This window comes from Devosia sp. (genome assembly GCF_017307565.1).
Classification (GTDB): Bacteria; Pseudomonadota; Alphaproteobacteria; order Rhizobiales; family Devosiaceae; genus Devosia.
The window spans coordinates 1-5,982 of the sequence record NZ_JAFKHD010000144.1 but is presented as its reverse complement, the minus strand read 5'-3'; the positions used below and the strand labels follow the sequence as shown (position 1 = coordinate 5,982).

5 protein-coding genes and 1 pseudogene are annotated in these 5,982 nt (G+C 62.5%); 5 read left to right on the top strand and 1 reads right to left on the bottom strand.

Going from position 1 to position 5,982, the window contains the following annotated elements; translation table 11 throughout:
• On the bottom strand, window positions 1–1,017 hold a 1,017-nt coding region (locus tag J0I64_RS03860; RefSeq protein ID WP_291406294.1), incomplete at its 3' end, for an ROK family transcriptional regulator.
• A 68-nt stretch (window positions 1,018–1,085) separates the two neighbouring features.
• On the opposite strand from J0I64_RS03860, the gene J0I64_RS03855 reads away from it, so the two are divergent.
• From J0I64_RS03855 to J0I64_RS03835, 5 genes and pseudogenes are all read left to right on the top strand, one after another.
• Complete coding sequence (locus tag J0I64_RS03855; protein WP_291406293.1) at window positions 1,086–2,072, top strand: phosphotransferase; 987 nt, start codon at window positions 1,086–1,088, stop codon at window positions 2,070–2,072.
• Entirely contained in the window at window positions 2,069–3,382 is a 1,314-nt protein-coding gene (locus J0I64_RS03850; RefSeq protein WP_291406292.1) for an aminotransferase class III-fold pyridoxal phosphate-dependent enzyme, read from the top strand. The genes J0I64_RS03855 and J0I64_RS03850 overlap by 4 nt, the downstream gene beginning before the upstream one ends.
• Window positions 3,383–3,476: 94 nt before the next feature.
• Entirely contained in the window at window positions 3,477–4,514 is a 1,038-nt protein-coding gene (gene ugpC / locus J0I64_RS03845; RefSeq protein WP_291406291.1) for a sn-glycerol-3-phosphate ABC transporter ATP-binding protein UgpC, read from the top strand.
• A gap of 206 nt (window positions 4,515–4,720) precedes the next feature.
• Complete coding sequence (locus tag J0I64_RS03840) at window positions 4,721–5,650, top strand: ABC transporter permease (RefSeq protein WP_291406290.1); 930 nt, start codon at window positions 4,721–4,723, stop codon at window positions 5,648–5,650.
• A pseudogene (locus tag J0I64_RS03835) lies at window positions 5,647–5,982 on the top strand (hypothetical protein); the annotation flags it as partial. The gene J0I64_RS03840 and the pseudogene J0I64_RS03835, both read left to right, overlap by 4 nt.

The following is a 5,982-nucleotide window of genomic DNA, read 5'->3' as shown; positions in this document are numbered from 1 at the left end:
GGCGAGCAGGAGCGGGTTTTGTCCGACACCGCCACCCAGAACGACGAGGCCCGGTTCGAGCACGCCCACCACACCCGACAGCAACCGGCCGACGTCGGCGGCGTGGCGGAACACCCAGGACCGCGCGGTTTCCGAGCCGCCCTCGGCCATTTCAAACAGCTCGCGCGCCGAGAGCGGCGCCGGGCCCTCCCCTTCGGGCCAGGCGGCGGCGCAGCGTTCGATGAGGGCGTCGGAGCCCAGATAGTGCTCGAGCCCTTCGCGTTCGGGCACGACGCTGGCCGACCAGGGGAAGGGCAGGCGGCCCACTTCGCCGGAAGCGCCATTGACGCCCCGGAAGAGCTGTCCGTTGATGACGATGCCCAGGCCGATACGCACGCCAACCTGCACGAAGGCGAAAGTCGCCCGGTTGCGACCGGCGCCGTGCCGCCATTCACCGAGAGCCGCGCAGTTGACGTTGTTTTCGATGATGACGGGCACATCGAAATGCGAGCGCAGCCCAACCAGAACGGCTTCGGGCGGACGGCGCTTGTTGAGATGGAGCGGGCTGGTCGCGACCACGCGCGGCACGGCCACGGCTATGGAGCGCAGCACCGACTGGCGCTGGCCGACGGCGGAAATTGCCGAGCGCACCACATCGAGAATGGTCGCCGAAATGGTTTCGGTGCTCGCATTCTGCCCGCGCGCCACCTTGGATTCGACGCTGGCCAGTTGCTGACCATCGAGAGTATGCGCCACTGCCCGGATTTGGGCGGCACCCACGTCGACGCCGATGGCGTAGCCAGCCTGGGGGCCCAGTCCGTAGACGAGCGCCGTGCGGCCCATCGCGCCCTTGTGCGATCCGGTCGATTGCACCAGGCCCAGGGCGCTGAGCTCGGCAATGGCCGCCGACATGGTCGGTTTGGACAGGTTCAGCGAGTCGCCCAGTTGCGGCCGGGTCACCTCGCCTCGCAGGGCCAGGAGGCGCAGTACCGATCTGGAGCTTTCCATCAGGCTGGGGGTGTCGGCGGGGATCATCATCGGGTCGGGCGTCCGGAGCGGAGTAGATGAAGCATATGAGCACTCAATCAGAAAACCGGGCCACAGCAATGACTTCCAGCGAAGCCGTGCGCCTTCTTCACGATATTTACGGGCTGGACGGATCGGCCGACCGGCTGCCCAGCGAGGTTGACGATACTTTCCGGATCGCCGCCGTCGATGGCAAGCGCTACACGCTCAAGGTTGCCGCCGTCAATGAGCGCGGCGACGTGCTCGGTTTCCAGACCGAGGCCTTGCGTCACCTTGAGCGCAGGGTGCCGCAACTGCCGGTCCCTCGCGTGCGGCCAACGCGGGATGGCGCTGCCATGATCGAGGTTCAGGTGGGCGGCCAAGCACGCTATGTCCGCCTTTTGAGCTGGCTCGACGGGGTGCCGATGCATGCAAGCGCGGGGTCGCCGGCGCAGTCGCATGCGCTCGGTCGGGCACTGGGCATGCTGGATCGTGGCCTTGCTGACTACCGGCCCGTAGTTCCTGATTTCGAGCTGGTTTGGGATATCACCCATTCCGAACGGGTTGCGGGGTGGACCGAGGCGATAGGCGATGCAGGCTTGCGGGCTTTGACCGACGAGGCCTTTGCAGAGGCCAGGCTATCACCGGCGTTGGAGGCGCGCCTGCCGCGCCAGGTGATCCACAATGACATCAACCCGCACAATGTGATCGTGGACGGTGGCGATGCGGACCGAATTGCCGGGATCATCGACTTCGGCGATCTGGTCGAAGCAACGCGCATCAATGACCTCGCGATCGCGCTCTCATACCAGGTGGGCCATGAGGCTGGTTTTGGACATGCCGCTGCAATGATCGCTGGGTATCGGGGCGAGGTTGCTTTGACATCGGACGAGTGCATCGCACTGCGCCCGCGCCTTCTTGCCCGCCTGGCCATGACCATCGCGATTACCACGCGGCGCGCGGCGGATGATCCAGGCCATGCAAATTACATCCTGCGTAATCGCCCGGCCTCCATTGCCGGCCTCGAGCGCCTGTCGGCGCTGCCGTCGCAGGGCTGGGCCACTATTCTCGAAGGGAAACTGCCATGAACGACAAGGCCATGATCAACGCTTTCGGTCGCGAAGATTTCTCTCGCCTTTCGGTGCAGGAACAGGCGCTGGTGGCGCGGCGGGAGCGGGTGCTTGGTCCCGCCTACCGGCTCTTTTATGAGCGGCCGGTGGAATTCGTGCGCGGCGAGGGGACCTGGCTCTTTGATCGCGATGGCGAAGCCTATCTCGACGCCTACAACAATGTTGCTTCGGTGGGGCATGCCAATCCCCGTGTCGTGGCGGCGATGGCCGAGCAGGCTGCCCGGCTCAATACCCATACGCGCTACCTCAATGAAGGTTTGCTCGACTATGCCGAGCGGCTCGTTGCCACCATGCCCGAACCGCTGAGCCAGGTGATGTTCACCTGTACCGGCAGCGAAGCCAATGACCTGGCATTGCGGGTGGCACGGGCGCGGACGGGGGGAACGGGCGTTATCGTCACTTCGCTCGCCTATCATGGCGTCACGGATGCAGTGGCCGCCTATTCGCCCTCGCTGGGCGCTGCCTCGCCACTCGGCGCACATGTCCGCACCGTTCCTGCGCCGGACGGCTATCGGCAGACCGGCGATATCGGCGCGCGCTTTGCGGCCGATGTGCGCGCTGCCATTGCCGACTTGCAGCGCCATGGCGTGCGGCCGGCGATGCTGATCGTCGATACGATCTTTTCGAGCGACGGCGTTTTTGCCGATCCTCCCGGCTTTCTCGCCGAGGCCGCAGCGGCAATCCGTGAGGCCGGCGGTCTCTTCGTTGCCGACGAGGTACAGCCCGGTTTTGGTCGGACCGGCGAGACTTTTTGGGGTTTTGACCGTCATGGCATCGTGCCGGACCTGGTGACCATGGGCAAACCCATGGGCAATGGCTACCCCATTGCAGCTCTGGTCGGTCGCCCCGATGTTCTGGCGCCCTTTGGCGAGAACATCCGCTATTTCAACACGTTCGGCGGCACGCCTGTCGCGATTGCGGCGGCCAGTGCCGTCTTCGACGAGATCGAAGACCGGGGACTGATGGCTTCGGCGAAGATGGTGGGGCAGTCTCTGCGCGACGGGATAGCCGCGATCGGCAATCCTGCCATTGGCGAGGTGAGGGGGGCAGGTCTCTTCATCGGGGTCGAGATTGTCGGTCCCGATGGCGCGCCTGATGCAGCGCTGACCAGTCGTATAGTCAACGGCATGCGGGAGCGCCGCGTGCTGATCAGCGCGTCTGGCCCCGCGGCGAATGTCCTCAAGATACGGCCGCCCATGGTGTTCGACATGAACAATGCCGAGTTCTTCGTCACGGTGCTGGCTCAGGTTCTCTGGGAGAAGGCATGATGCCGAGTCACGTTCCGGCTACCAACCATCAAGCCCACACAAAACTTACCGGCCTAGCGATCATCGCATCGGCCACTGCTGAAAGGATCGACACATGGCAGGTGTAACCATAGCCAATGTGGTCAAGCACTATGGGCCGCTTGAAATTCTCAAGTCGGTTTCGATCGACATCGCCGACGGTGAATTCGTCGTGCTGGTTGGTCCTTCCGGCTGCGGCAAGTCCACTCTGCTGCGTATGCTGGCAGGGCTCGAGACCATTACCGGTGGCGAGATTTTTATCGGCGATCGCCTCGTCAATGATCTGCCGCCCAAGGATCGCGATATCGCCATGGTGTTCCAGAGCTACGCGCTCTATCCGCACATGACGGTCGCCGACAACATGGCGTTTTCGCTAAAACTCAAGAAGGTCGAGAAGTCGGCGCGCGACAGCAAGATCAAGGCGGCAGCCGATATTTTGGGATTGACCGCCCTGCTCGACCGCTACCCCCGGCAGCTCTCCGGTGGCCAGCGCCAGCGCGTAGCAATGGGACGGGCCATTGTGCGTGATCCGCAGGTGTTCCTGTTCGACGAACCGCTCAGCAATCTCGATGCCAAGCTGCGCGTGCAGGTGCGGTCTGAAATCAAGGAAATGCATCAGCGTCTGGGCACCACCACGATCTATGTGACGCACGATCAGATCGAGGCAATGACGATGGCTGATAAAATCGTGGTGATGCGCGAAGGCCATATCGAGCAGATCGGAACGCCGCTCGATCTCTATGATCGGCCGGCCAACATGTTCGTGGCCGGGTTTATCGGTTCGCCGGCGATGAATTTCCTCTACGGTTCGCCGGAGGGTGCAGGGTTTGACCTCGGCAACGGGCTGTCGCTGCCGTTTGCCGCAGCGGCTTCGACGCGTACCCTGGGCATCCGGCCCGAACATGTGCGGATCGACCCCAATGGCATTCCCGCGATTGTCAGCCTGATCGAGCCGACGGGCGCGGAAACTCAGGTGGTGTTTCGACTTGGCGACCAGACGCTGACGGCTGCCCTGCGCGAACGCGTCGCCGTTCGCCCCGGCGACAAGCTCAATATCGCGCTCGATGTCGATCAGTTGCATCAGTTCGACAGAAACCAGCAGCGCGTCGGCTAGCGTCGCGAGGGCCTACTGCGTTCGTCATTCAGTTGGGTCGGCATCAAAACGGCCGGCCCAACTGGTTGGATGGCGTGGATAGACGCAACAATCCTCCCGTTTGGGCACAGGCAATGGATTGATATCGCGCCATTTTGATGGTGCAATAGGCCATGTTTCCAAACCGCGTCGTTCTACAGCACGGCTATCCTGGGACGACGTAGCTGATGTTTGCCTACATTCTTAATCGACTCGGCATGATGGTCGTGACCCTTTGGGCGATCATTACGCTGACGTTTTTCCTCATGCATGCCGTGCCGGGCGGGCCATTCGTCTCCGAACGTATGCTGGCGCCTGAGATCGCGGCGGCGCTCAATGCCAAATATGGGCTGAACCTGCCGATCTGGGAGCAGTATCTCAACTATCTCGGACGGATCATCAGTTTCGATCTAGGGCCATCGTTCAAGTATCCGGGCGTGTCGATCAATTCGATGATCGCGGCGGGCTTGCCGGTGACGCTGCGGACGGGGCTCTTGGCCGTGATCTGCGTCGTGGCGCTTGGCGTGCCGCTGGGGGTTATTGCGGCGCTCAATCGCAATCGCTGGCCGGATACGACAGTGATGTTTGTTGCAACACTTGGCGTGGCCATTCCGAGCTATGTGATCGCGACGGTTTCCATCTACTTTTTTGCGTTGCGTCTGGGCTGGGTGCCGACCTTTGGGCTTGATGACTGGCGCGGTTATTTCCTGCCGGTCTTTGCTCTGTCGGGGTTCTGGATTTCCTTTGTTTCGCGGCTGACGCGCTCGTCGCTGCTGGAGACGCTGGAGCAGGATTATATGACCACGGCGCGGGCCAAGGGACTGCGCAAGGGGCAGGTGCTCTTCAAGCATGGGCTGCGCAATTCGCTGCTGCCCGTGGTGACGGTGCTGGGACCCGTGGTCGCGAACCTGATCACCGGGTCCTTTGTCATCGAGCAGATTTTTGCGCTGCCGGGGATCGGGCGGCAGTTCGTGCTCTCGATCACCAATCGCGACTATACCGCCATCATGGGCATCACGATCTTCTATGCCGCCATCCTGATGGTGATGATTCTCATCGTCGATCTGCTCTACATGTGGCTCGATCCGCGCATCAAATTGACCAAGGCTGCCGCATGACCGATATTTCACCGGAAATGTGGGCCAAGGTTCCGGCCGAGGCCAAGGAGGCGCCGGTTCCGCCGCCCGCGCCGACCTATGGGCAGGAAGTGCGCCGCCGGCTCTGGGCCAACAAGCCGGCCGTGATCAGCATTGTCTTTATCATCGGGCTGGTGATCGCAGCGTTCTTCGGGCCGTATCTGTCCACGCACACCTATTACAAGCAGGACCTGAAGCTCGCGAATATTCCGCCGTTTTTTGAGACCTATGCGGTGACGGATGGGGCGGGGGAGACGACGCGGTTCTTCCTCAACGCCTCGAACTTCAACCTCTACGAGGTGGATACCGAGGGG